Genomic DNA, 23,806 nt, shown 5'->3' with positions numbered 1-23,806 from the left:
TGGTCAGCGCTCGATCTTCTCCGTCTGCGTCACCTTCTTGACGTACAGCAGCTTGTCGCCCGGTTCGATCGCGTCGGCCTGCGGGGAGTCCACGCGGTACAGGACGCCGTCGCGGACCAGGCCGAGGACGAGGTCGGACAGGTGCCGCGGCGAACCGCCCTCTTCGGACGGTTCGACCGCCCGCTCGGCGATCGCCAGGCCCGATTCGGGGGTCAGCAGGTCCTCCATGATGTCCACGACCAGCGGCGTCGACGTCGCCATGCCGAGCAGCCGCCCGGCCGTCTCGCTGGAGACGACGACCTGGTCGGCGCCCGACTGCTTGAGCAGGTGGACGTTCTCCGCCTCCCGCACCGACGCGACGATGTGCGCCTTGGGCGCCAGCTCGCGGGCGGTGAGGGTGACGAGCACCGCCGTGTCGTCCCGGTTCGGGGCGACCACGACCGCACGCGCGTGCTGGACCGCGGCCACGCGCAGGACGTCCGCCCGGGTGGCCGAGCCGTGCACGGCGACGAGGCCGAGTGCGCTCGCCGCGTCGAGGGCCTGCTGGTCGGTGTCGACGACGACGATCTGCTCCGGGACGATGTTCTCGTCGCCGAGCAGCGCGTTGACGGCGGACCGGCCTTTGGTGCCGAACCCGACGACGACCGTGTGGTCGCGCACCTTGGTCCTCCACTTCTGGATCTTGAACGCCTGGCGGGAGCGCTCGGTGAGCACTTCCAGGGTGGTCCCGACCAGGACGATGAGGAAGAGCACCCGCAGCGGGGTGATCACCAGGACGTTCACCAGCCGCGCGGACGACGTGGCCGGCGCGATGTCGCCGTAGCCGGTCGTCGACAGCGAGACGGTGGCGTAGTACAGGCTGTCCAGCAGGGACAGGCCGTCACCGTTGGCGTCCCGGTAGCCGTCGCGGTCGAGGTAGACGATGATCACCGTGGCCAGCAGCGCGAGCGTCGCGCCGATGATCCGCTTGACGATCGCGCGGAGCGGGCTGACCGTCAGTTCCGGCATCCGCAGGACGCCGACGAGCTCGTGGTCGGGCCGATCGGTGAGACTGCCCAGCGGCAACCGTTTGAGGGCCTTCATGCTGGCTCGTGTCGAGCGTCACTCACGCCCGGAGGATAGCCGAACCGGACACCGCGCCGCCGCGTGAAACGATGAGTCCATGGCAACCTCGCAACGGCCCGCGCACCTGCTGGCGGGCGCGCTGGGCTTCATGGGAGTCCTGCACTTCGCCGTCCCCAAGCCGTTCGACGGCCTGATCCCGGCCTCGCTGCCGGGGTCGCGGCGGGCCTGGACGTACGGCTCGGGAGTGGCCGAACTGGCGGTCGCGGCCGCGGTGGCGGCGCCCCGCACCCGGCGCCTCGGCGGCCTGGCGGCGGCCCTGCTGTTCCTGGGCGTGTTCCCGGGGAACGTGAAGATGGCGGTGGACGCCCGACGGGCCCCGGCTCCGCAGCGGGCGATCGCCTGGGCCCGGCTGCCGCTGCAGTGGCCGCTGATCGCGTGGGCCTTGCGGGTCCGCGACAACGCCTGATGCCCCTCCAATCACGCGAGATGGCCCTCCAATCACGCGAGATGCCCCTCTGATCACGCGTGCTGCCTGATCGTCGGCACCTTCGGCGGGGGTGCGGTGTGCTCGTTCTCCTTAGCGTGGCAGGAAATCCACTGCTTTCCGGGGAGGTCCCGTGTCCGTCCGCCGATTCGCGCTCTGGAGCACCGCCGTCGTCACCGCCTGTGTGGCCGCCGCGGGCGTCGTCAGCAGCCTGCCCGCGTCCGCCGCGAGCACCACGCAGGACGTCTTCGCCCGGTCCTGGGGAACGACGGAACTTTCCGCGTCCGCGGGGATCTACGTCGGGGTCGCCACCGCCAGCATCACCGGTGGCACCGGCAACTGGGTGGTCCAGGCGACCGCGACCGTCGTCAACTGGGGCCCCAGCGACTACTACCGCTGCCGCCTGTCCGACGCCGACGGCGTCATCCTGAACGTCGCCTCGGCGCTGGTCGGCAACAGCACCACGCCGGGCAACGCGGGCGACGGCGCCCTGGTCGTCCCGATCACCGTCGCGGCCACGGTGAACAGCACGAACAACGGAAACTGGGTCGCCCTCCTCTGCGGCCACGAAGGCGGCAGCCGCCCCAGCCGCGTCGACCCGGGCGCCACCGTCTGGGCCCACCGCAGCTCCGAACTCCAGCTCCAGTGACCGTCACGCCTCGGGGATGTCGCGGAGCAACCCGCGGAGGGCTTCCGGGTCCAGCAGGTCGGCGGGGCGGATCGTGCGGTTCGCGCGGACGTAGTGGAACGCCGCGCGGACCCGCTCCACCGGGACGTTCTTCAGCGCCGCCCAGGCCATCCGGTACGCCGCCAGCTGGACCGACAACGCCGGGATCCGGGACTCCGGCGGGACCGAGCCGGTCTTCCAGTCGACCACCGTCCAGCCGCCGTCGGGGTCGGCGAAGACCGCGTCCATGCGGCCGCGCAGGGTGATGCCTTCGACGTCGGCCGAGAACGTCACCTCCACCGCCACCGGGACGCGCGCCGCCCACTCGCTCTTCTCGAACTCCGTCTGCAGTTCCTCGAAGTCCGCGTCGGGGGCCTCGCCGAAGTCGGCCGCGCCCGGGAGGTCGTCGATCTCGATCAGCTGGTCGCCCGCGAAGCGGCGTTCCAGCCAGCCGTGGAACTCCGTGCCGCGGCGGGCGAAGCTGTTGGGTTCCACCGGGAGGGGCCGGCGCAGGTCGGCGGCGAGGCGGGCGGCGTCGTCGGCCAGTGCGACCAGCTGGCTCACCGAAAGCCGGGAAGGCAGCGGAACCCGCTTGATGTGGTCGTCCTTGCGCGCCCACTCCTCCAGCAGGACGTCGGTGTCGGTCACCCAGCCGTCGGGATCGTCGTCCTCCTCCTCTTCGTCGCCTGCCGCAGAGGCCAGCGCCTCGGACACCAGTTCCACGCCGGTCTGCACGCCGGTGCGGCGGTCGGCGAGCGGGTCGACCGGCCAGCGCGCCGCCCGCGAGTCCGAGACCAGCGGGTTTTCGTCGTCCTCGGTGGGTTCCGGCGCCCACTCGGCGAGCTGCCCGACGCCGGTCTCCCGCAGGACGCCGGCGATCTCGGTGAGGAACTCCGAAGGTCCCTTCGCCCGGCTGCTGCTTTCGTTCCACCAGTGCCCGGAGACGATCAGCGCGTGCTCGGACCGCGTCAGCGCGACGTAGCAGAGGCGCCGTTCCTCCGCCTGCTCCCGTTCGACGAACCCGGCTTCGTGCAGCTCCAGTCCTTCTTGGACTTCCTTGCGGTCGTGGCCTTCGGCGATGTCCAATGTGGGCAGGTCCTGGGCGTCACCGCGCAGCTTCGCGGGCAGCGACGTCGCCGTCCGCAGCCACGACGACGACCGCCGGCGGCCGGGGAACACCTCGCGCACCAGGTGCGGCACCGCGACGACCTCCCACTCGAGGCCCTTCGCCGAGTGCACGGTCAGCACCTGCACGCGGTCCGGCACCACTTCGACCTCGCCCGGGGTGAGCCCGTCCTCGGCGTGCGCGGCGGTGTTCAGGTAGTCCACAAAGGACAACAGGGTGGCCGTCGGCGCGGTCTCGGCGTAGTCGGTGACGACTTCGGCGAACGCGTCCAGGTGTGCCCGCCCCGCGGATCCCGGCCGGGCCAGGGATTCGACGTCCAGGAGCATCGTGCGTTCGACGTCGGCGACGAGCTCCGGCAGCGACTGGTCGAGCCGCCGCCGCAGCGCGGCCAGTTCCCAGCCGATCCGCCGGATCCGCTTGTACCCTTCCTCGGAGTACCGCGCCGGGTCGCCGGGCTCGTCGATGGCGTCGATCAGCCCGGCCTGCTCGACGCGCTCGACGACCAGCTCCGGCGTGTCGGCCTTTTCCGGGCTGGACAGCTCGCCGGCCCGCCGCCACAACGCGGCGACGTCGGCCGCCGAGAGCCGCCAGCGGGCGCCGGTCAGCAGCCGGGCCGCCGCGCTCCCGGACAGCGGGTCCGCGAGCACCTTCAGCGTCGACACGAGGTCCGCGACCTCGGGCTCGTCCAGCAGTCCGCCGAGCCCGACGACCTCGACGGGCAGCCCGCGCGCCCGCAGTTCGGCGGCGATCGGGGCCATGTCGGCGCGGCGGCGCACCAGCACCGCGGCGGTCGGCGGCTTGCCGGTCTGTTCCTGGTGGGCGTACCAGCGCCGGGCGAGGGCGTCGGCGGCCCACGCGCGCTCGGCGCGGATGTCCGGCAGCAGCGCGCACGCGATGTCTGCGGGCCCGGCGCCTTCGCGCGCCCGCAGCCGTTCGACGCCGAGGCCGGCGGCGCGCAGCGGTTCGGCGATCGCGTTCGCGAGCTCCAGGACCTCCGGCGGGTTGCGGAAACTGGTCAGCAGCCCGAATTCGCGCGCGGGGACGAGCCGTTCGCCGTCGAAGCGCGGGAAGTCCGTGGTGAACCGGGGCAGGTTGGCCGCGCTGGCCCCGCGCCAGCCGTAGATCGCCTGCGCGGGGTCCCCGACGGCGGTGACCGGCATCGGCGGGTTCTCGACGCCGCCGAACAGCGCCCGCAGCAGGACGCGCTGGGCGTGTCCGGTGTCCTGGTACTCGTCGAGCAGCACGGCGCCGTAGCGCTCACGCTCACCGCGCACGACCGACGGGTACCCGCCGGCCAGCTGGGCGGCGAGGGACATCTGGTCGGCGAAGTCCAGCGCGCCTTCGTTGCGCTTGCGGCGGTGGTAGTCGTCGACGAGCGGCAGCAGCGCGAGCCGGAAGTGCTGCGCCGCCATGATTTCGGTGAGTTTCTGCGGCAGTGCGGCCCGCTGCCCTTTGACGCGCGGCGCGTTCTCGATGACCTGGCACAGCCAGGTCGTGTACTCGGCGAGCTGCTCGGTGGAGACGAGGTGCTCGCCCAGCTCCCCGGCCAGGGCGAGCAGGTCGGCGGTCACGGTCGGCGGGACGCGGTCGGTGTCGAGCTCGTTGTCCCAAGTGGACACGACGCGGTGCGCGATCTGCCACGACGAGGTTTCGGAGAGGAGCCGGACGCCGGGCTGGACCGGCAGGCGGAGGCCGTGTTCGGACAGCAGGCGCCCGGCGTAGGCGTGGTAGGTGAGGACGGTGGGTTCGCCGGCGGCCACGGTGGACCGCAGGCCGCCGGTCGGGTCCAGCCGGTCGAGGAGGCCGGACCCGGCGAGGCGGCGGAGCCGGGCGCGGACGCGTTCGCCGAGCTGGCGCGCGGCTTTGCGGGTGAAGGTGAGGCCGAGGACGCGGTCGGGGCTGACGATGCCGTTGGCGACAAGCCAGACGACCCGCGCGGCCATGGTTTCGGTCTTCCCGGCCCCCGCGCCGGCGACGACGAGCGACGGTTCGACGGGCGCGGCGATGACGGTCGCCTGTTCGGGCGTGGGCCGGTGCAGCCCAAGAGCATCGGCGAGTTCGCCAGGCTCGACGGGGTTGGCGACGAGGAGCGGGCTCACGGGAGTACCCCGGCTTGTCGTGAGTGGTAATTAGGGTTAGAACCCGAATTACCACTCACGACGTCTTTTGGCTTGGTCATGGGCCCGGCACCTGACGGCCCTCGGGGCGCAGCGGGCAGCAGCCGCGCGCCGGGCACCGGTCGCAGTCCGGGTTCTCCTGGGCCTGGTAGTCCGGCCCCGCCGCCGAAGCCGCCGCCTTCTGGACCAGCTCCAGCCACTGCTTGCCGCCGACCTCGTCCATCGGCGGCTGGGACCGCTCCGTCGCGCCCGTCTTGTTGTTGGCCTTCGCCACGTACACCAGCCGCGCGCCGCCGGCCTCGGTCCGGCCCTCGATCGCCCCCAGCAGCACCGCCAGCTGGTACGCCGCCAGCTGCGGGTGCGCCTCGGCCTCCGCGCCGGACACCGGAACCTTGCCCGTCTTGATGTCGACGATCACCGGCCGCCCCTCGGAGTCCAGCTCCACCCGGTCGACCCGCCCGCGCAGCAGCACCCGGACCTCGTCCTCGCCCCCGGCCGGCAGCTCGACCTCGATGTCCTGCTCGACTCCGGCTTCCTTCAGCTCCGCCCGGCTGCGCTCCAGCCACGTCGTGAAGTTCCGCAGCATCTGCTCGACCCGGCGCCGCTCCCGCCGGGAGAACCACGGCGCCCCCGCGTCGACGCGCACCCAGGCCTCGTCCAGCGCCGTCTGCAGCTCGGCGTCGGTGCTGCCGGACGCCACCGCCTGGGCCAGCCCGTGCACCAGCGTCCCCGTCACCGCCGCCAGCTGGGCCGGGTCGCTGCCGCCGTGGCGCTCGATCATCCAGCGCAGCGGACACTTCGTCAGGATTTCCACTGTGGACGGTGAGATCCGGATCAGGTCGCCCGGCGGGTGCACCGGCTCGTCGCTGGACGCCGGCAGCAGGCCGTACCACGTCGACGGGTGCGCGCCCGGGACCTTCGCGTCGGCCAACCGCGCCAGCTGCTTCGCCGCCCGCCGCCGCCGCGAAGGCTCGGCCTTGTCGTCGCAGACGACCTCGCGCAGCTCCCCCACCAGCTCGGCGAGTACCAGCGACCGGCCCGGCGGCTTCATCCGCGAGTCGAGCCCGCCGTCGTCGGCGCCGTTCTCCTCCAGGTCGTCGAGGAACCGGGACGGCTGCTCGTCCTCGCCCGACACCGCCGTGACCAGCAGCGTCTGCTTCGCCCGGCTCATCGCGAGGTAGAACAGGCGCCGCTCCTCGGCGAGGATCGGCGCGGTCTGGGAGACGGCGTCGTCGTCCACCCCGGCCATCAGGTCCTTGAGCCGCTCCACGCCCAGCACGGACCCCCGCAGCCGCAGGTCCGGCCACGCGCCCTCCTGGACACCGGCGACGGCGACGACCGTCCACTCGCGACCGGCGGCGGCGTGCGCGGTGAGCAGCGAGACGCCGTCCGACGGGACGGCCGCCGGCGCCAGGGTGTCACCCGCGATCCGTTGTGCGCCAAGGTAATCCGCGAACGACGCGACACTCGCGCGGGGCAGCCGGTCGACGTACCGGCCCGCGGCGTCGAACAGCGCGACGACGGCGTCGAGGTCGCGATCGGCCTGCGCGCCCAGCGACCCACGGCGGTCGACCTGGTTCAGCAGCTTGTCCTGGAGCCCGCTCTCGCGCCACAGCTGCCACAGCACCTGCTCGACGCCCTCGCCGCGCGCGACGGCCTGGTGCGTGACGCGCAGCAGCCCGCCGACGCGCCGCACCGGCTCGGCCTCGGCGTCGGCGAGCCCGGCCAGGATGTCGCCGCCGCGCAACGCCTCCACGAGCAGTTCGTCGCTCGAGCGCTGCCCGCCGCCGGCCAGTTCGAGCCGGCGCAGGCCGCGCCGCAACCGGCGCAGCGCCAAGGGATCGGCACCGCCGAGCGACGAAGAGAGCAGCATCTCGGCGAGGTCGACGTCCAGCAGATCGGGCGACGGCGCCAGCTTCAGCACGGCCAGCAGCGGCCGCACGGCGGGCTGCTTGGCCAGCGGCAGCTCCTCGGTCGCCGACCCGATCGGGACGCCGGCCGCGCGCAACGCGCGTTGCAGGACGAGGAAGGTCCGCGCGGGCGACCGGACGAGCACCGCGATCTCCGACCACGGCACGCCGTCGACGAGGTGCGCGCGCCGGAGCTGGTCGGCGATCCAGCTCGCTTCGGCGGCCGGCGTCGGCATCACGCGGACGCGGACGTTCCCGCCGGAAGCGCCCGCTGGCGGGAGGATCTTGCGGTGCGGCGACGCGCCCGGCAGCGTCGCGCCGATCTTGGCCACCGCGAGCCGCACGGCCGGGGCGAGCCGGTGGGCCGTGGTGAGCGTGACGGTGCGGCTGCCGTCCGGGTCGGCGTCGGCGAACAGGCTCGCGTCGGCGCCGCGGAAGGAGAACACGTTCTGGTCGGGGTCGCCGGCCACGACGAACTCGGCCGCGGTGTGCCCGATCACCCGGACCAGGCTGGTCTGCAGCGGGTCGAGGTGGTGGGCGTCGTCGACGAACAGGTGCCGGACGCGGGTGCGCTCGCGTTCGCGCAGCTCGTCGTCGTCCTCCAGGGCGAGCAGCGCGGAGGTGACCAGCTCGGCGGCGTCCAGCGCGGGCGCGCTCGCCACGCCGAGCGCGTTGCCGCCCGCGCCCTGCAGCTGCGTGACTTCTTCGTACTGCGCCCAGAACTGCCCGGCGGCGATCCACTCTTCGCGGCCGCGGCGCCGGCCGAGCTCGGTGAGGTCCTCGGGGCCGAGGCCGCGCTCGGCCGCGCGCATCAGCAGGTCGCGCAGCTCCTCGGCGAAGCCGGGAACCACCAGGGCGGGCCGCAGCTGCTCGGGCCAGTACTCGGCCTCTTCGTCGAGGTCACCGGCCAGCAGTTCACGGACGACGACGTCCTGTTCCGCGCCGGCCAGCAGCCGCGGCGGCGGGAGCTCTTCGGCCATCGCTTCCAGGCGCAGCAGCGAATAGGCGTAGGAGTGCACGGTGCGGACCAGGGGTTCGCGAACGGTCCGGGGCAGCGGCCGCGCCAGGTCGGGGTCGGCGGTGAGGCGTTGCGTGATGTCGGCGCGCAGCGCGTCGGCGGACCGGCGGGACGTGGTGAGGACGAGCACGCTCTCCGGGTCGGCGCCCTCGGCGATGCGGCGGGTCGCGGCCGAAGCCAGCAGGGCTGTTTTGCCGGTGCCGGGACCGCCGAGCACGCGGAGGAACCCGCCGGGTGCGGAGAGCACGCGCCGGGCGCCTTCGTCCCAGGTGAACGAGGGTGTGGCGGTGATCGGCGTGCGCACCAGCCGCGCGTCCGCCTGCGCCGTTCGCCTCCCGTTCACCCCGCGATGGAACCACGCCGGGTCCCCCGGGTGGTGCACCGGCACGGCTTAGCGGGGATGCGTTCGGCGAAGGCGCCCGGCGGTGCGGTGGATGGTTGCGAAAAGTGTCGGTGGTATCCGGCAGAGTGTCGGTATGGACGACGTTCTGCACGAGCGCGTGCGGGAAATCATCGAGTCCGTGCCGGCCGGCACGGTCGCGACGTATGGCGACATCGCGGCCCTCGCGGGGGCGCCCTCGCCGCGGATGGTCGGCGCCATCCTGGCCGAGGACGGGCACGACCTGCCGTGGCACCGGATCCTGCGCGCGAACGGCACCCCGGCGCCGCACCTGGTCCACGACCAGCTGGAGCGCCTGCGCGCGGAGGGCGTCCTGGCCGACGGCCAGCGCATCGACCTGCGGAAGTACCGGTGGAAACCGGACGGAGAGGAGGACACCGGACCGGAAGGACTGTTCTGACCGAGCTGATCAGGCTTCTGCGAGGTGTCGACGCGCCGCCCGACGGCTGCGACTGGCAGCTGCTGGTGAGCGACGAGACGGCGCTCCCGGCGATCGGCGCGATCGTCGAGCAGCTCCCGCCGGGCGCCACTTGTGTGCGTGACCTGGGCAAACAAAGTCACCGGCGTCCGAAGACCCAGCCCCGTCGTACTAGACCTTCCCGAGCTTCGTGACCAGCAGCTTCACCAGGGCACCCAGGCGCTGGCGGTCCGGCTGCAGCGTCTCGATGCCCGCCGCCTCCAGCGGGGCCGCCGTCACCGGGCCGACGCACGCGCACACCAGCCGGTCACGCAGAGCCGCCAGAAGCTCGTCGTGGTGGCCGGACGTGCGGGCCAGGGTCAGGAAGTTCGCCGCGGCCGGGGCGCTCGTGAAGGCCACTGCGTCCAGGTCGCCCGCCACGATCGCGTCGATCAGGTCGTGCACCGGAGTCACGTCCGGCGGCGAATGCCAGCGGTACGGCTGCAGCTCGACCAGGGACGCCCCGGCCCGCACCAGGGGGTTCGTGAGCTCCGGCAGCGGTGTCCCGTGCAGCTGGACGGCCACCCGCTCGCCGCCGACCCCGGCCGCGGCCAGCGCCCCGAACAGCTCGGCGTTCGACTCCGAAGCGGCCGAAAAGGACTCGCGCAGACCGGCGCCGCGGACGGCGCCCACCGCCTTCGGGCCGCGGGCATAGATCCGGGACTCCCCCAGCGCCGCCACGAGCCGAGCACGCAGAGCCCAGCCTTCGGCCGCATCGAGCCAGCCGCGGAAGCCCGCGCCCGTGGTGACCACCGTGAATCCGACCGGGGCCGCCAGCACGGCTTCGGTGCCCGCGCGCAGCTCAGGATCGCTGTCCAGGGGCACGATGGTGATCGTCGGCGCGTGGCGGACCTCGGCGCCGTAGCGTTCGAGGGCCGCGATGAATTCGCCGGCTCGCCGCTCGGCCGTGACCCCGATGGCGATGCCGCTCAGCTCACCCATAGAACGCGCCCATCTCCTCGATCGCTTCCGCCAGCTCCGCCCGCAGGTCCGCCGGTGCCAGGACCTCCAGGTGCGACCCGAAGCGCAGCAGCTCGCCGATGGCCGGTTCGCCCGGCTCCACCGGCAGCTCCACGGTGAGCCAGCCGTCCGCGTCGGGCTCGTTACGGCAGTCGCGCAACGCGCGGGCGCCGACAGAACCTCCGTAGAACGGTACGAGAGCCTGCGCCCGCGGCGAAAGGCGCACCACCGCGACGCGCGGGTACATCCGGCGTTCGAACTGCTCGGACCACTCCTGCCAGTACTTCGCGAGGTCGAAGCCGGCCGGCCGCTCGAACACCTCGCCGAGGTCGGTCAGCTCCAGCACCCGCGAAATCCGGTAGGTGCGGTCGGTGCCGTCGCAGCGGCCCGCGAGGTACCAGTTGCCCGCCTTGAGGATCAGCCCCAGCGGCTCCAGCTCCCGCTCGACGACCCGCTGCCCCCACCGCTCGTAGCGGATCCGGATCCGGTGCGACGACCACACGGCGTCGGCGATCCCCGACAGCGTCGGCAGGCTCTCGATGCCCCGGTGCCAGCCGGGGACGTCCAGGTAGAACCGCTCGGCGACGCGCCCGGCGCGGTCACGCAGCTCGGCCGGCAAAGCGGCGTACAGCTTGAGCTGCGCCGCCGCCAGGACGGTGCCGAGGCCCAGCTCGGCCGCCGCCACGGGCAGCCCGGCCAGCGACAGCGACTGCGCCTCCTCCTCGGTCATCCCGGTGAGCCGGGTGCGGTAGCCGTCGACCAGCCGGTAACCGCCGGTCCGGCCGCGGTCGGCGTACACCGGGACGCCGGACGCCGAGAGCGCGTCGATGTCCCGGTAGACCGTCCGCACCGAGACCTCGAGCTCTTCGGCCAGCTCCTCGGCCGTCATCCGGCCGCGGTTCTGCAGCAGCAGGAGGACGGACAGGAGACGGCTCGCGCGCATCTCCCGATTTTGGCAGAAATACCTGACACGAGCTGACAGGTATGCCCGGCAGGGTGGTCCCCATGAACGCATTCACCATGAAGAACTGGGACGAAAAGATCGTCAGCGGCACCGAGGGCGTCGGCCCCCGCGTGGCGTACGCGCACGCCACGATGGCGTACGACGGGGTCATCGAGGGTGAGTCGATCTGCGACCTTCTGCTGTACTACGCGGGCGAAGGGTACGAAAGCGGCGAGACGACGTCGCCGAGCTTCGAGCGCTTCGAGGGCAAGGTGGAGGGTCGCGAAGGGACGTTCATCGTGCGCCACGAGTACACGTTCGACGCGAAGGGCATCGCCTCGACGTTCACCGTCGTCCCCGGCTCGGGCACCGGCGAACTGGCCGGGCTCACCGGCAGCGGCACCGTCGGCGGCGTGATGGGCGAGGAGAAAATGAGCTACACCTTCGAGTACACGTTCTAGGAGCCGCACGTGGACCGCCGTCAGGTTCTCGCCTACCGCATCGCCGAGCACGGCCTGCACCGCTCGGCGCGGGACGTCGCCGACCTGGCCGTCGTCCGGGCCGGGCTGCAGGACAGCATGCGCGACACCGCGCTGCTCGCCCTCGCCGCCCGGCTCGACGGCCCGGTGTCCCTCGAGGACGACGAACGGCTGGTCCTGGCCTGGACGTTGCGGGGTGCGCCGCACTACCACCTGCGTTCGGATCTGCCCGAGGCGATCCGGTCGCTGATCCCGCTCGACGACGCCGACGCGCTGGCCCGGATGTTGTGGCAGCGCAAGGAACTGGCGGCGACGGAGCTGGCCGCGTCCGAGGTGGTGTTCACCGCGGCCGCCGCGCTGCGCGAGGTCGTGACGGCGCCGATGACGAAGGGCGCTGTTTCGACGGCGGTCACCAAGCGCGTGCCGCCGGCGTTCGCGCGCTGGTGCCGCGGCTGCAACGCGACGCACATCCACGAGCAGCTGATGCGCATCGCGGCCCCGCTCGGCGGCATCCGCCTGGTGACGGGCGCGTCCCCGGCGACACTCGCACCGCTCGAAGGCCGCGGCCGCCTGCGCAAGACGCCGGACCCCGTCGCGGCGACGGCGGTGATCGAACGGTACCTGCGGCTCAACGGCCCGGCGTCCCCGGGCGAAGCGGCGGAGTTCGCGGGCACGGCCCGGGCGGTGGTCGACCGGACGTGGCCGGCGGACCTGGCCGAAGTGCGGGTCGAGGGGAAGACCCGGTACCTGCCCGCGGACCGGCTCGCGGCGCTGGAGAACCCGCCGGAGCCGGACGTGGTGCGGCTGCTGCCGCCGCTGGACCCGTTCATCCAGGCGCGCGACAAGGCACTGCTGGTCCCGGACCCGTTGCGGCGCAAGGAAGTCTGGAAGATGCTGGGCAACCCGGGCGTGCTGCTCGCGGACGGCGACATCGCGGGAACGTGGCGCACGAAGGGCAGCGGCGCGAAGCTGACGTTCACGCTGACGGCCTTCGACCCGCTGCGCCCGGCGGTCCGCGAGGAAGCGGAAGCCGAGGCGGCGCGGGTGGCGGCGGCGCGAGGCTTCGAGAAGCACGCGGTCACCTGGGCCGGCTGACCCCGGCCCGCGGGGGCGCCCCCCGTTTTCCACGCTACCGGAAGGCACCGACAGTTCCGGTCGCCCCGAGCGCCCCAAGGCCGCCTTGGTTGCGTCTGACGCACCCAAGGCGGCCTTCGGTGCGTCAGACGCACCGAAGGCCACATTGGGGCGCTTCCGGGCGGGGGTCACAGGCTGCGGGCGTCGATGTCGCCGTAGGACGTGGTCGCCTGGATGGTCAGCTCCGCCGTGCCCTCGTTCTTGAGGGCGTTGTGGATCCGGCCGTACGTCGTCCCGGCGTCGAGCGAAGCCGAGACGCCGGCGCCCGCGCCGACCGTGATGTTGCCGGCCTGGGTGCTCAGGACCAGGTTGCCGCTCGTCGCCTCGGCGATGCGGATGTCGCCCTTGCCGGTGGTGATCTCCGCCGGGCCGGTCAGGCGGCCGACCGACACGTCACCCGCGTGGGCCGTCAACCGGAGGCTCGCCGCCTCGTCGAAGACCACCTCGCCGTGGGCGCCTGAAACCGTCACGTCGCCGAGGCGGCCGACGCCGCGCAGCTCCACGCTGGCGGCCTTGGCCTCGACCGAAGAACCGGCGGGCAGCGAAACGGTCACGTCGACGGCGCCGGACGGGCCGAAGTACTGGTTCTTGGCCTCGAGCGAAACCCGCAGGACGCCGTCGTCGAACGTCACGGAGGCTTCCGAAGCCGCCTTCACGTCGCGGCTCTTCGCCGGGTCGGCGGGAAGAACCTGAACGACGGTGTCGGAGCCAGGAGAAGCGACGAACCGGACGCGGCCGGCGGGGATCTCGAGAACGGTGGCGATCGGGGCGGGGGTGGTGAACTTCTGCATCGGATTCTCCTCGGTAGGTGGTGTGAGACCACCTTCGCCGGGCCCGCTGACACCGGAAGGCCACCGCACTGACACGGCCGCTGACACACCGGTCAGGCGTCGACAGCCAGCCGGTATCCCCGCTTCACCACCGTCTGGACGACCTTCCCGCCCCCCAGTGACGTCCGCAGCCGCCCGATCGCCGTCTCGACCGCGTGCTCCTCGCCGCCCCCGGGCAACGCCGAGATCAGCTCCCGCCGCGACACCACCCGCCCCGGTGACGCCGCCAGGGCCCGCAGCAACGCCATCGGCGCCGGGGCCACTTCGCGCCACTCGCCGTCCACGATGGCCGCCTGGCCGCGGAGCTCGATCGCATGCCCTCCCGCCCGCAACCGGGGTGAACGCGCCACCAGGGTCTCCGAGACCGTCAGGGCCAGCGCGCCGATCCGCGCGCGGTGCGGCTGGACCGTCGGCACCCCCAAAGCCGCCAACGGTCCAGCCGTTATGGGTCCGACGCAGGCCGCCACCACCGGGCCGGACAGCGCCGTGACAAGCCCCGGCAGCCGGCCCGTGCGCCGCGCCAGGGCGATGAGCGACGCCGCCGCCGGCGCGCTGGTGAACGGGAGTGCGTGGATCGAGCCGTCCAGGACGCCGTCCAGGAGCCGGTCGACCGGCCCCGGGTCCACCGGGCCGACCCAGCGGTACACCTGGATCTCGATGACTTCGGCGCCGGCTGCGCGCAGCGTGTCCACGAAGTACGGCAGCGGCTCCCCGTGCAGCTGGATCGCGATGCGCAGCCCGTCGACCCCCGATGAGAGCAGGTGCTGCAGCAGCTCCGCGTTGCTCTCCGAAGCCGGCGAGTACGACTCCGAAAGCCCGGCCGCCCGCAGCGCACCGGTCACCTTCGGCCCGCGGGCCAGCAGCGACGCCGATGACAGCCGCGCCAGCAGGGAATCCCCCAGTCCCCAGCCTTCGGCCGCCTCCAGCCAGCCGCGGAAGCCGATGCCGGTGGTCGCGACGACCGCGTCCACCGGCGAGGAAAGCAGCGCCGCCGTCGCCGCGTGCAGCTCGCGGTCGTCCGTCAGCGGCACGATCCGGATCGCCGGGCCGTACCGGACGCTCGCCCCCTTGCGCACCAGTAGCGCGCCGAGCTCGTCAGCCCGGCGCGCCGCGGTGATGCCGATGACGAAACCGGCCAGCGGGAGGACATCGGTCACGGACTCTCCACTTCGACGACGCCTTCCCGCACGCGCACCTCGTACACCGGCACCGAGACGTCCGAAGCGTCCAGGCACTGGCCGGTGTCGAGGGCGAACCGCTCCTTGTAGACCGGCGAGGCCACCACCGGCACGCCCTCCGCGTCGCCGACGATGCCGCGCGAGAGCACCGCCGCGCCGCTGCACGGGTCCCAGTTGGACAGGGCGTACCACCGGTCGCCCGGCAGCCGGAAGATCGCCACCTGCACACCGTCCAGCAGCGCGGCGACCCCCGAGTACTCCGGCACGACGTCCGCCGCGCACACCGCCGTCCAGGTCCGCTCGATCGACGTGGTCATCGCCGCACCTCCGGAACTCCCAGCATCACGGGCACTTTCTGCTGCCGCTCCTCGCGGAACGAGATGGCCGGGTCGGGCGCGCCCGGCGCGTTGACGAAGGAGGTGAACCGGGCCAGCTTCTCCGGGTCCTCCAGCACGCCCTTCCACTCGTCGGCGTAGTTGTCGACGTGCTTGGCCATCGCCGCGTCGAGGTCTTCGCAGATGCCGAGGGAGTCGTCGACGATCACCGCGCGCAGGTGGTCGAGGCCGCCCTCCATCTCTTCGATCCACGGCGCGGTCCGCTGCAGCCGGTCGGCCGTGCGCACGTAGAACATCAGGAACCGGTCGATGGTCCGGATCAGCGTCTCACTGTCCACATCGGACACCAGCAGGTCGGCGTGGCGCGGGGTGGTGCCGCCGTTGCCGCCGACGTAGAGGTTCCAGCCGTTCTCCGTGGCGATGATGCCGAAGTCCTTGCTCCGCGCCTCGGCGCATTCGCGGGCACACCCCGAGACCGCGGACTTGAGCTTGTGCGGCGAGCGCAGGCCGCGGTAGCGCAGCTCCAGCTCGATCGCCAGCCCGACGCTGTCCTGCACGCCGTAGCGGCACCACGTCGACCCGACGCACGACTTGACCGTCCGCAGCGCCTTGCCGTAGGCGTGCCCGGACTCGAACCCGGCGTCGACGAGCCGCCGCCAGATCAGCGGCAGCTGGTCCACGGTCGCCCCGAACAGGTCGATCCGCTGGCCGCCGGTGATCTTGGTGTACAGCCCGAAGTCGCGCGCGACCTCGCCGATCACGATCAGCTTGTCCGGGGTGATCTCGCCGCCGGGGATCCGCGGGACCACCGAGTACGTGCCGTTGCGCTGCAGGTTGGCCAGGTACCGGTCGTTGGTGTCCTGCAGGGTCATCTGCTCGCCGCCGAGCACGTGCCCGTTGCCGAGGGTGGCCAGGATGGACGCCACCGCCGGTTTGCAGATCGCGCAGCCGCTGCCCGAGCCGTAGCGGCCGATCAGCTCGCTGAACGTCGTGATCCGGGTGGCCTGGACGATCTCGAACAGCTCGGCGCGCGACTGCGGGAAGTGCTCGCAGACGGCCTTCGACTGCTCGACGCCGGCCGCGCTGAGCAGCCGGCCCAGCAGCGGGACGCACGACCCGCAGGCGGTGCCCGCGCGGGTGCACGCCTTCAGCTTCGGGACGGTGTCGCAGCCGTCCTCGTGGATGGCCTGGGTGATCGCGCCCTTGGAGACCGCGTTGCACGAGCAGATCTGCGCCGCGTCGGGCAGCGCGTCGACGCCGACCGCGGCACCGCCGCCCGCCGGGGCGAGGATCGCGCCCGGCTCGGCCGGCAGCGGACGGCCGACCAGCGCGCGCAGCGTGTTGTACTCGGTGGCGTCGCCGACGAGCACCCCACCCAGGAGCGTCTTGCCGTCGTCGGTGACCACGAGCTTCTTGTACGTCCCGGCGACCGCGTCGTTGACGGCGACTTCCAACGCGCCCTCGGTCGCCGCGTGGGCGTCACCGAAGGAAGCGACGTCGACGCCCATCAGCTTCAGCTTCGTGGACGTGTCCGGCTCCGGGAACGTCCCGGCCCCACCGGTCAGCTGCGCGGCGACGATCTCCGCCATCGCGTACCCGGGCGCCACGATGCCGTAGACCTTGCCCTCGACCGCGGCGCATTCGCCGATCGCGTAGATCGCCGGGTCGCTGGTCCGGCAGGAGGCGTCGGTGAGGACACCGCCGCGCGGGCCGACGTCCAGGCCGGACTGCCGGGCGAGGTCGTCACGCGGCCGGATGCCGGCGGAGAACACGACGAGGTCGACGTCGAGCTCGGTGCCGTTGCCCAGCTTGGCCAGCAGTCGCGAACCGTCGGCTTCGATCGAGTTGGTGGACGTTCCCGTGTGGACGGTGACGTCCAGCGCCGTGATCATCCTGCGGAGCATCGAGCCGCCGCCCTCGTCGACCTGCAGCGGCATCAGCCGCGGCGCCATCTCGACGACGTGCGGGGACAGGCCCATGTCCCGCAACGCCTTCGCGGCCTCCAGGCCGAGCAGGCCACCGCCGATGACGACGGCCGAGCGCCGGCCGCGACCGGGCTTCTCGACGGCGGCCGCGCGGATCGCGTCGAGGTCCTCGATGGTCCGGTAGACGAAGCAGCCGGCCAGGTCGTGCCCGGGCACCGGCGGCACGAACGGCCGCGAGCCGGTGGCCAGCACCAGGGCGTCGTACGAGACGACCGCGCCGGACGCCGTGGTGACCGTCTTCGCGGCACGGTCCACCGTCACGGCCAGTTCGCCGAGCCGCAGGTCGACGTGCGGGTCGTCCGCGTAGTCCGAGCCCGGGAGGGCCAGTGAAGCCGGGTCCCACGTGTCCACATAGGACGTGAGCGCCACCCGGTCGTACGCCGGGCGCGGCTCCTCGGACAGGACGACGACGTGCCAGGTGCCTTGTGGGTCTTCCGCGCGCACCGCCTCCACGAGCCGATGGGCGACCATGCCGTGTCCGGCGACGACCAGGGTGGGCATCTCAGACCTCCGCTCCCGCGAGCGCCAGACCGCGCTCACTCGTGGGCTGTTCGGCGGGCTTGCGCAGGTAGACCGCCCAGGTGACGGCGAAGCAGAGCCCGTAGAAGACCAGGAATCCGACGAAGGCGGGCACCCCGCTCTTGGCGTCGGCGAACGACTGCCGGAAGGCGAGGTTGATGAACAGGCCGCCCTCGGCGCCGATCGCACCGGCGAGGCCGATCAGCGCGCCGGAGAGGCGCCGCGCCTTGAGCAGCTCGGCCGCCTCCTCGGCGCCGTTCGCGATCGCCACCTTCGCCTTGGCGCGGAAGATCGCCGGGATCATCTTGTAGGTCGAGCCGTTGCCGACACCGGCGAGCACGAACAGCACGATGAAGGCGACCGTGAACAGCGCCAGGGACTTCGACGTCGACGCGAGGATCAGCACGACCGTGGCCAGCGCCATCCCGGTGAACGTGAAGAAGGTGATCTTGCCGCCGCCGATCCGGTCGGCCAGCCAGCCGCCCATCGGCCGCGAGAGCGAGCCGAGCAGCGGGCCGAGGAACGTCACCGCGGCCGCCTGCAGCGGGGTGCGGCCGAACTGGTTCTGCAGCACCAGGCCGAAGGCGAAGCTGTAGCCGATGAAGGAACCGAAGGTGCCGATGTAGAGGAACGACATCACCCAGGTGTGCGGCTCCTTGACGACCTCGCGCATCGCCTTGGTGTCGCCCTTCACGGTGGCGAGGTTGTCCATGTAGAAGTACGCCAGCACCGCGGCGACCACGATCAGCGGGATGTAGATGTAGAGCACCAGCCGCGGCGCGGTCGCGCCCGCCGTGCCGATCACCAGCAGGCCGATCAGCTGGATCGCCGCGACGCCGAGGTTGCCGCCGCCGGCGTTGAGGCCCAGCGCCCAGCCCTTGTGCTTCTCGGGGTAGAAGGTGTTGATGTTCGTCATCGACGAGGCGAAGTTGCCGCCGCCCACCCCGCCGAGGGCGGCGACAAGCAGGAAGGTGCCGAGCGACGTGCCGGGGTGCAGCACGATCGCGGCCAGCGTGGCCGGGATCAGCAGCAGCACGGCGGACACGACCGTCCAGTTGCGGCCGCCGAACTTCGCCACGGCGAAGGTGTAGGGCAGCCGCATCAGGCCGCCGATCAGCGTCGGCGTCGAGACGAGGAGGAACTTGTCGGCGGCGGAGAAGCCGTAGTCCTTGCCCATGAACAGGACGATGACCGACCACAGGGTCCAGATCGAGAAGCCGATGTGCTCGGCGAAGACCGAGAACCAGAGGTTGCGGCGGGCGACCTTCTTGCCCGTGGACTCCCAGAACTCGTCGTTCTCGGGTTCCCAGTGTTCGATCCAGTGCTTTCCTTGGTGGGCCACGGCGTGCTCCTTAATGCGGCGGTTCGTGGTGGTCAGTGCGAATCGGTGACCGGGGATCGGTCACTGGGGATCGGTCACTGCGCGGCGAGCCAGTTCGCGATGCCGCCGACGGTGTCGGTGCACCCGCCGCATCCCGTCGTGGCTCGCGTGGCCCGCGCCAGTGCGGGAGTGTCGGTGGACCCGGCCTTCCAGGCTTCGATCAGCCGGCCCTTGGTGACGTTGTTGCAGCGGCAGATCACCGCCGTGGCGGGCAGGTCGGCCGGGCTGGCCGCCGGGGTGCTGCCGGTGGGCAGCGCGCGGCCGAGCAGCACGGCGAGCCGGTCGTCCGGCAGCAGCGTGCCGCGGTCGTGGAACTGGGTGATCGTGGCGGCCGCGTCGGGCAGGCCGAGCAGGATCGCCCCGGTGACGCGGTTTTCGCGGACGACGAGCTTGCCGTACCGGCCGCCGGTCGGGTCGTTGAACGTCAGCACCTCGACGTCGGCGTCACCGGCCTGCAGCTGGGTCTCCCCCAGCGCGGCGAGGTCGATGCCGCGGGCCTTGAGCCGGGTGACGGCCGTGGTGCCGCGGTAGCGGGCGGCCGCGTTGGTCCCGGTCAGGACATCGGCCAGCACCGACGCCTGCTCCCACGCGGGCTGGATCAGCCCGGCCGGGGCGCCGGGGTGGCGGGCGCAGTCGCCGAGCGCGTGGATGCGGCCGTCGCTGGTGCGCAGGGTGTCGTCAACAACGACAGCGCCGTCGACGTCGAGGCCGGCTTCGATGGCCAGGCGCGTCTCGGCGCGGACGCCGGCGGCGACCACGACCAAGTCGGCCGGGACGAGGCTGCCGTCGTCGAGCTTGAGGCCGTCGCCGGGGAGGTAGCGGGCGGCGGTGGCGCCGAACTTGAAGGTGACGCCCATGTCGGTGAGCTGCCGGGCCAGCACGTGGCCGGCGGCCGGGTCGAGCTGGCGTTCCATGACGTGCCCCAGCGGGTGCACGACGGTCACCTGGTTGCCGCGCCCGGCCAGGCCGCGGGCGGCTTCGAGGCCGAGCAGGCCGCCGCCGAGCACCGCGACCGGCGCGCCGAAGCGGGCGGCGTCGAGGATCTTGGCGCAGTCGTCGAGGCTGCGGAAGGCGACCACGCAGTGAGAACCGGAGCTTCGCTCCGGGCCGGGGGCCTCGCCACCCGGACCCCCGAAAAGCCTGCCGGGCCCGGCTTCGAGCCCTTCGACCGGCGGGATCCACGGGTTGGCGCCGGTGGCGAGCACGAGTGCGTCGTAGTCGACGGAGGATCCGTCGCCCAGCTCGACGCAGCGCTTCTCGCGGTCGATCCGGGCGACGTCGACGCCGAGCCGCAGGTCGATGTTGTGCCGCTGGGCCCACTCGTCGTCGTGCAGGCGGACGCTTTCGGCGCTCATCCCGCCGGCGACGACGGCGGACAGCAGCACCCGGTTGTAGGCGGCGTGTTTCTCGGCACCGAGCACGGTCAGCCGCACCCGCTCGGCGATCGGGTCGCGACGGCGGATCTCGTCGGCCAGCCGGGCACCGGCCATGCCGTACCCGACGATGACGACTTCACGGGGACTCATGCGGCACCATCCACAGTAGACAGGGAAACGGCACACACCTTGAACTCCGGCATCCGGCTGACCGGATCGAGCGCCGGGTGGGTGAACAGGTTGGCGCGCTGCTCACCGGGGAAGTGGAAGGGCAGGAAAACCAGGTCGGGCTTGAGGCTCTGGGCGAACCGGACTCGCGCGACAGTCTCGCCGCGACGGGATCGGACCACCGCGCGGTCGCCCTCCTCCAGGCCGGCGCGCTTGGCGGTGTCCGGGTGGACCTCGACGAACGCCTCCGGGACGACCTCGTTGAGCTCGCTGATCAGCCGCGTCTGCGCACCCGACTGGTAGTGCTGGAGCACGCGGCCGGTGGTGGCCTGCAAGGGGAATTCGTCGTCCGGGAGCTCGGCCGGGCCGGTGTGCTCGACCGGCACGAACCGCGCGCGGCCGTCCGGGTGCGCGAAGGCGTCGAGGAACATCCGCGGGGTGCCGGGGTGGTTGTTCTCGGGGACCGGCCAGTGCAGGGCCTCGCCCGCGCGCAGCCGGTCGTAGCTGACGCCGGAGTAGTCGGCGATGCCGCCCTTCGACGCGATCCGCAGTTCCTCGAACACCGTCTCGGCGTCGGTCGGGAACCGGTTTTCCGGCTGCCCCAGCCGCGTTGCAAGTCCATTGAGGACGTCCAAGTCGGACCGGACGCCGACCGGTGGGTCCAGTGCCTTGCGCCGCAGCAGGACCCGGCCTTCGAGGTTGGTGAGCGTGCCGTCCTCTTCAGCCCACTGGGTGACCGGGAGGACGACGTCGGCCATGGCCGCGGTCTCCGACAGCACGAAGTCGGCGACGACCAGGAGATCCAGCGACGCCAGCCGGTCCTGGACGCGCTGCGAGCGCGGCGCCGAGACGACCACGTTGCTGCCGAAGACCATCAGCGCCTTCGGGCCGTTCTCCTGGCCGAGCGCTTCGAGCAGTTCGGTCGCCGAGCGGCCGGGACCGGGCAGGCTTTCGGCGTCGACACCCCACACGCCGGCGACGTACTCGCGCGCGGCCGGGTCGTCGAGCTTGCGGTAGCCGGGCAGCTGGTCGGCCTTCTGCCCGTGCTCGCGGCCGCCCTGGCCGTTGCCCTGGCCGGTGAGGCAGCCGTAGCCGGAACCCTTGCGGCCGGGCAGGCCGAGGCTCAGCGCGAGGTTGATCCAGGCGCCGACGGTCGCGGTGCCGGTGGCGTGCTGCTCGGTGCCCCGGGCCGTGAGGATGTAGGCGTTGCGGGCGCCGGCGAGCTTTTCCGCCGCGAGGCGCATGTCGGCGGCCGAGACACCGGTGACGCGCTCGGCGCGCTCCGGCCACCAGCTCGCGGCGATCCGCCACATCTCGGCGAACCCGCTCGTTCGGTCGTCCACATAGGACTGGTCGACGTGGCCGCCTTCGACGACGGCGTGCAGGATGCCCAGTGCCAGCGCGAGATCCGTGCCCGGCGCGGGCGCGAGGTGCAGGCCGGCCAGCTCGGCGGTCGGGGTCCGCCGCGGGTCGACGACGATGAGGTCCGCGCCACGCAGGTGCTGGATGAACGGCGGCATCGTCTCGGCCGGGTTCGCGCCGGCGAGCAGCACGACGTCGGCGTTCTTCAGATCCGTGACGGGGAACGGCATCCCGCGGTCGGCCCCGAAGGCCTTGATCCCGGCGGCGGCGGCCGAGGACATGCACCACCGGCCGTTGTAGTCGATCTGCGAGGTGCCGAGCGCGACGCGGGCGAACTTGCCCAGCAGGTAGGCCTTTTCATTGGTCAGCCCGCCGCCGCCGAAGATCGCGACCCCGTCCGGGCCGTGTTCGTCCTGGATCTCGGCGAGCTTCCGGGCGACGTGGTCGAGGGCGAAGTCCCAGCTGACCGGCTCGAGCGCACCGTTCACGCGGATCATCGGGGTCGTCAGCCGCTTCGTGCTCGTGAGGAGGCTGCCGGACGTCCAGCCTTTCTGGCACAGGCCGCCGGCGTTGACCGGGAAGTCCCGCGGCGTCACGCGGGCGCCGTCGAGGCTCATCCCGCACTGCAGGGCGCAGTACGGGCAGTGGGTGTCGACCTGCGGCATCGGGCACCTCCTCGGCGTTTCGGGCTTGCCCTGACGCTAAGGAGGCCTTGTTAACCGGATTCGTCCGAATGTTTCAGGCAGTTGACATTGCGGCGGTTTACGCGGCGCCCGCTCGGTGAGATCGGCGTCCACGGACCGGGAGTCCGGAGGTCAGTGACGCCTTCCCGGTGTGTCCCGCGATCTTGCGACCTCGGTCACAAACCACCGAACACCGTGTCGTCCCTCCAGACACGCGTGTCGTCCATCCAGACACGCGTGTCGTCCGCTCAGGTACCGAGACCTCGCTCCCAAGCAGCCGGCTTGCGTACCCAGCCGGACGACACGCGTGTCTGAGCGGACGACACGCGTACGCAGATGGACGACACGGACGTCAGAGGACGCCGGACACCTCGCGGGCCGCCGCGCGCAAGCCGTCCAGCGATGCCTGCGTCGACCTCGGGTTCAGCGCGTTGGACGCCAGCCGGAACAGCACCGCGCGCAGCAGCAGCTGCGGCCACTCCGGCAGGTGCGCCCAGCGCTCTAGGAGGTCACGGCCCGCGCCGCCCCAGGCGAGCGCGTCGACCGCGACGATCGCCGCGCCGTACTCGCCCGGCCGGTAGTACGGCACGAAGTCGACCACGCCGGGGATGTCGTCGCCGTCGAACAGCAGTCCGGCCAGCAGCTCGCCGTGGGCCACCTGGTGCGGGAGCCGGATCGGGCGGCGGGCGCCGGTGAGGACCTCGAACCAGCGGCCGCCCTTTGTCTCCTCGAGCGGGACGTCGAGCTCTTCCCAGGCGACGCGGTCGGCGACGGCGTCGACGTCGGTGCGTGTGTCGAGGAAGTCCGGCCGCGGCAGCCCGGCCGTGGCCCGGTGCAGCTTGACCGCCGCCAGCACCGACGCGTCGCCGCGGTGCTCCGGCGTGCCCGGGACGAACCGCGACGCCGTCCAGCCGCCGACGATCCAGCGGCCGTCGGTGGACCGGACCGGCTTCCCGACCCGCAGCCCCGGCTCGCGGACGTAGTCGAGTGCGTGGGCGGTCCACAGCGTCCTGGCCTTGTCGACGACCGGCTTGAGCACGAGGTCGCCGCAACGCCACGCCGTCGAGTCCGGCAGCCGGTCACCGCCGTCGGCGGGGCCGCCGAAGGCCGCGCATACGTGCGCCGGAGGACGTTCGAGGGTTGACCGCACGAGCGGGACGTTACCCGGCCGGGTGTTCCACGAATGAGAAGACGCGCTGCTCACACACGGTTTCTCGACCCGGCGAAAA

18 protein-coding genes are annotated in these 23,806 nt (G+C 72.5%); 5 read left to right on the top strand and 13 right to left on the bottom strand.

What is annotated here, in order from left to right:
- Positions 1 to 3: 3 nt before the first annotated feature.
- The gene (locus ACLJQF_RS09565) at positions 4 to 1,083 is read right to left on the bottom strand and encodes a potassium channel family protein (RefSeq protein ID WP_410607856.1); all 1,080 of its coding nucleotides are present in this window, start codon (positions 1,081 to 1,083) and stop codon (positions 4 to 6) included.
- Between the two features lie 79 nt (positions 1,084 to 1,162).
- On the opposite strand from ACLJQF_RS09565, the gene ACLJQF_RS09560 reads away from it, so the two are divergent.
- Both ACLJQF_RS09560 and ACLJQF_RS09555 read left to right on the top strand, forming a co-directional pair.
- On the top strand, positions 1,163 to 1,531 hold the full coding sequence (locus ACLJQF_RS09560; protein ID WP_410607855.1) for a hypothetical protein: 369 nt from the start codon (positions 1,163 to 1,165) through the stop codon (positions 1,529 to 1,531).
- A gap of 151 nt (positions 1,532 to 1,682) precedes the next feature.
- Positions 1,683 to 2,198: a hypothetical protein gene (locus ACLJQF_RS09555; RefSeq protein WP_410607854.1), complete on the top strand. Its 516-nt coding sequence runs from the start codon at positions 1,683 to 1,685 to the stop codon at positions 2,196 to 2,198.
- Between the two features lie 3 nt (positions 2,199 to 2,201).
- Here the strand turns inward: ACLJQF_RS09555 and ACLJQF_RS09550 are convergent, their stop codons facing one another.
- Both ACLJQF_RS09550 and ACLJQF_RS09545 read right to left on the bottom strand, forming a co-directional pair.
- On the bottom strand, positions 2,202 to 5,441 hold the full coding sequence (locus tag ACLJQF_RS09550) for an ATP-dependent helicase (protein ID WP_410607853.1): 3,240 nt from the start codon (positions 5,439 to 5,441) through the stop codon (positions 2,202 to 2,204).
- Between the two features lie 76 nt (positions 5,442 to 5,517).
- Complete coding sequence (locus tag ACLJQF_RS09545) at positions 5,518 to 8,691, bottom strand: ATP-dependent helicase (RefSeq protein WP_410607938.1); 3,174 nt, start codon at positions 8,689 to 8,691, stop codon at positions 5,518 to 5,520.
- A 172-nt stretch (positions 8,692 to 8,863) separates the two neighbouring features.
- Here ACLJQF_RS09545 and ACLJQF_RS09540 point away from each other — a divergent pair, with 172 nt between their 5' ends.
- The gene (locus ACLJQF_RS09540; RefSeq protein WP_410607852.1) at positions 8,864 to 9,187 is read left to right on the top strand and encodes an MGMT family protein; all 324 of its coding nucleotides are present in this window, start codon (positions 8,864 to 8,866) and stop codon (positions 9,185 to 9,187) included.
- A gap of 189 nt (positions 9,188 to 9,376) precedes the next feature.
- On the opposite strand, the gene ACLJQF_RS09535 is transcribed toward ACLJQF_RS09540, so the two are convergent.
- Both ACLJQF_RS09535 and ACLJQF_RS09530 read right to left on the bottom strand, forming a co-directional pair.
- The gene (locus ACLJQF_RS09535; RefSeq protein WP_410607851.1) at positions 9,377 to 10,186 is read right to left on the bottom strand and encodes a uroporphyrinogen-III synthase; all 810 of its coding nucleotides are present in this window, start codon (positions 10,184 to 10,186) and stop codon (positions 9,377 to 9,379) included.
- Positions 10,179 to 11,147: a helix-turn-helix transcriptional regulator gene (locus ACLJQF_RS09530; protein ID WP_410607850.1), complete on the bottom strand. Its 969-nt coding sequence runs from the start codon at positions 11,145 to 11,147 to the stop codon at positions 10,179 to 10,181. Before ACLJQF_RS09530 ends, ACLJQF_RS09535 begins: the two co-directional genes overlap by 8 nt.
- A 62-nt stretch (positions 11,148 to 11,209) precedes the next feature.
- Here ACLJQF_RS09530 and ACLJQF_RS09525 point away from each other — a divergent pair, with 62 nt between their 5' ends.
- Together ACLJQF_RS09525 and ACLJQF_RS09520 are read left to right on the top strand one after the other, a co-directional pair.
- Complete coding sequence (locus ACLJQF_RS09525; protein ID WP_410607849.1) at positions 11,210 to 11,608, top strand: DUF3224 domain-containing protein; 399 nt, start codon at positions 11,210 to 11,212, stop codon at positions 11,606 to 11,608.
- 9 nt (positions 11,609 to 11,617) lie between these two features.
- Positions 11,618 to 12,721 (top strand): DNA glycosylase AlkZ-like family protein, encoded by a 1,104-nt coding sequence (locus tag ACLJQF_RS09520; RefSeq protein WP_410607848.1) that lies wholly within the window; start codon positions 11,618 to 11,620, stop codon positions 12,719 to 12,721.
- Positions 12,722 to 12,888: 167 nt separating this feature from the next.
- Here ACLJQF_RS09520 and ACLJQF_RS09515 read toward each other — a convergent pair whose 3' ends face one another.
- The 8 genes from ACLJQF_RS09515 to ACLJQF_RS09480 form a co-directional block, all read right to left on the bottom strand.
- Positions 12,889 to 13,551 carry a DUF4097 family beta strand repeat-containing protein gene (locus tag ACLJQF_RS09515; protein ID WP_410607847.1) on the bottom strand — a complete coding sequence of 221 codons (663 nt, stop codon included), beginning with the start codon at positions 13,549 to 13,551 and terminating at the stop codon, positions 12,889 to 12,891.
- 92 nt (positions 13,552 to 13,643) lie between these two features.
- A complete protein-coding gene (locus ACLJQF_RS09510) occupies positions 13,644 to 14,747 on the bottom strand; it encodes a uroporphyrinogen-III synthase (protein WP_410607846.1) in 1,104 nt (367 codons plus the stop codon).
- Complete coding sequence (nirD, locus tag ACLJQF_RS09505; protein ID WP_410607845.1) at positions 14,744 to 15,085, bottom strand: nitrite reductase small subunit NirD; 342 nt, start codon at positions 15,083 to 15,085, stop codon at positions 14,744 to 14,746. Before nirD ends, ACLJQF_RS09510 begins: the two co-directional genes overlap by 4 nt.
- Positions 15,082 to 17,589 (bottom strand): nitrite reductase large subunit NirB, encoded by a 2,508-nt coding sequence (gene nirB / locus ACLJQF_RS09500; RefSeq protein WP_410607844.1) that lies wholly within the window; start codon positions 17,587 to 17,589, stop codon positions 15,082 to 15,084. Before nirB ends, nirD begins: the two co-directional genes overlap by 4 nt.
- Before the next feature lies 1 nt (position 17,590).
- Positions 17,591 to 18,949 carry a nitrate/nitrite transporter gene (locus tag ACLJQF_RS09495; protein ID WP_410607843.1) on the bottom strand — a complete coding sequence of 453 codons (1,359 nt, stop codon included), beginning with the start codon at positions 18,947 to 18,949 and terminating at the stop codon, positions 17,591 to 17,593.
- Positions 18,950 to 19,023: 74 nt separating this feature from the next.
- Positions 19,024 to 20,514, bottom strand: a complete 1,491-nt coding sequence (locus tag ACLJQF_RS09490; RefSeq protein WP_410607842.1) for an FAD-dependent oxidoreductase — start codon at positions 20,512 to 20,514, stop codon at positions 19,024 to 19,026.
- Positions 20,511 to 22,559 (bottom strand): molybdopterin oxidoreductase family protein, encoded by a 2,049-nt coding sequence (locus tag ACLJQF_RS09485; RefSeq protein WP_410607841.1) that lies wholly within the window; start codon positions 22,557 to 22,559, stop codon positions 20,511 to 20,513. The genes ACLJQF_RS09490 and ACLJQF_RS09485 overlap by 4 nt, the downstream gene beginning before the upstream one ends.
- A 370-nt stretch (positions 22,560 to 22,929) precedes the next feature.
- A complete protein-coding gene (locus ACLJQF_RS09480; protein ID WP_410607840.1) occupies positions 22,930 to 23,727 on the bottom strand; it encodes a TIGR02569 family protein in 798 nt (265 codons plus the stop codon).
- Positions 23,728 to 23,806: the final 79 nt, after the last annotated feature.

The organism is Amycolatopsis sp. lyj-109, assembly GCF_046548995.1.
GTDB lineage: Bacteria > Actinomycetota > Actinomycetes > Mycobacteriales > Pseudonocardiaceae > Amycolatopsis.
The sequence above is the reverse complement of the archived record's forward strand: the minus strand, read 5'-3'. Positions and strand labels throughout refer to the sequence as shown.

Bases quoted from the DNA above. Each gene is read 5' to 3' on its own strand.
- nirD (WP_410607845.1), bottom strand. From the start codon at position 15,085: ATGACCACGTCGATCGAGCGGACCTGGACGGCGGTGTGCGCGGCGGAC.
- ACLJQF_RS09515 (WP_410607847.1), bottom strand. From the start codon at position 13,551: ATGCAGAAGTTCACCACCCCCGCCCCGATCGCCACCGTTCTCGAGATC.
- ACLJQF_RS09535 (WP_410607851.1), bottom strand. From the start codon at position 10,186: ATGGGTGAGCTGAGCGGCATCGCCATCGGGGTCACGGCCGAGCGGCGA.
- ACLJQF_RS09485 (WP_410607841.1), bottom strand. From the start codon at position 22,559: ATGCCGCAGGTCGACACCCACTGCCCGTACTGCGCCCTGCAGTGCGGG.
- ACLJQF_RS09540 (WP_410607852.1), top strand. From the start codon at position 8,864: ATGGACGACGTTCTGCACGAGCGCGTGCGGGAAATCATCGAGTCCGTG.
- nirB (WP_410607844.1), bottom strand. From the start codon at position 17,589: ATGCCCACCCTGGTCGTCGCCGGACACGGCATGGTCGCCCATCGGCTC.
- ACLJQF_RS09490 (WP_410607842.1), bottom strand. From the start codon at position 20,514: ATGAGTCCCCGTGAAGTCGTCATCGTCGGGTACGGCATGGCCGGTGCC.
- ACLJQF_RS09560 (WP_410607855.1), top strand. From the start codon at position 1,163: ATGGCAACCTCGCAACGGCCCGCGCACCTGCTGGCGGGCGCGCTGGGC.
- ACLJQF_RS09565 (WP_410607856.1), bottom strand. From the start codon at position 1,083: ATGAAGGCCCTCAAACGGTTGCCGCTGGGCAGTCTCACCGATCGGCCC.
- ACLJQF_RS09530 (WP_410607850.1), bottom strand. From the start codon at position 11,147: ATGCGCGCGAGCCGTCTCCTGTCCGTCCTCCTGCTGCTGCAGAACCGC.
- ACLJQF_RS09525 (WP_410607849.1), top strand. From the start codon at position 11,210: ATGAACGCATTCACCATGAAGAACTGGGACGAAAAGATCGTCAGCGGC.